Below are 1,155 nucleotides of genomic sequence, written 5' to 3'. Positions count from 1 at the left end.
TGCAGGGGCAGGTTGCGCAGGCCGGTGTCCTTGGCGGCGCGGATGCGGTCTTCGGCGCGGGCGCGGCGGCGGTGGCGTAGTTCCAGGTCGGCGAGTTGGCTGCCGGGGGTGCCGGTGACCAAGCAGGTGAAGCGGTGTCCGTCCAGATCGGTGAAGCGCAGTTGGGCGCCGGGGTGCGGGCGTTCTTTGCGGACGATGACGCGCATGCCCTTGGGCCAGCCGGTCAGGCTGAGCAGGCCGGTGAGTTCGGCGACCCAGGCGCCGGGCCGCGGCTGACGGTCGGCGTTGTAGGCGGGGGTCCAGGCGGTGGCCGGGAGCTTGCCGATGGCGGCGGCGATGTCGTCGGTGATGGTGAAGCCGATGGAGTACTTCAGCGAGCGTCCGGGTCGGGTGAGCCAGTTCAGGTATTCGTGGGTGCCGCCGCCGGAGTCGGTGCGGATGAGCACGTTGCGCCGCAGGTGCTTGGGCAACTGGGCCAGGGCGAGCTGGGTGGTCTCAATGTGGTCGGCGGCGGTGTTGGAGCCGGCGTTGCCGGGCCGCAGCATCAGGGCCAGGGGCTCACCGCCGCCGTCGCCTTGGTGGTCGGCGAAGGCGGTCATCGGGTGGAAGCCGTAGCTTTTCTTCCAGGTCGGTGCCGCGTGCTGCTTGTCGGAGTGCGAGATGACGATGGTGGCGTCGAGGTCGACGATCACGGGCTGCCCGTCGGCGCCGGGGGCGCGGGCGCCGGCCAGGTGCCAGGCGCGTTGGCGTGCGGTGGCGCGGGCGGCGCGGATGGCTTTCAGTGCGCGGGTCTCATCGGCGGCGAGCCGGTCGATCAGGCGCGAGACGGTCGGGTCGGAGGCGACGGGACCGAACAGCTCGGGTTGGGAGCGCAGCAGGGCGATGTCGGCCAGGCAGTCTCCGCCGAGTGCCAGGGTGAGGGCCAGGTCGGTGATGATTTTTGCGGGGTCGTGGACGGTGCGGCTGAGTCGCCACCGCTCCAGCTGCTGTGACAGGGCCTTGTCCAGTCCGGTGATGTGCAGCGTCTGCATCAGCAGCAGACCGCCACCATGGGAGACCAGCCCGCGGCCGTCGGCGGACACGGTGATCTTGCGGCGGGAAGCGATAGAGTTCACTCGGAAAGTGCCTTCTGATCTGGGATGGACGGGGCCTTAG

The 1,155-nt window shown here is 70.3% G+C and carries 1 protein-coding gene; it reads right to left on the bottom strand.

Features of this window, described 5'->3' with window-relative positions:
- The coding region (locus tag ACGFI7_RS41750) for an IS1380 family transposase (protein ID WP_393415421.1) at positions 1-1,115 on the bottom strand (1,115 nt) is incomplete at its 3' end.
- Positions 1,116-1,155: the final 40 nt, after the last annotated feature.

The organism is Nonomuraea sp. NPDC048826, assembly GCF_043198225.1.
Lineage (GTDB): Bacteria > Actinomycetota > Actinomycetes > Streptosporangiales > Streptosporangiaceae > Nonomuraea.
This window is presented reverse-complemented; position numbering and strand designations above follow the sequence as displayed.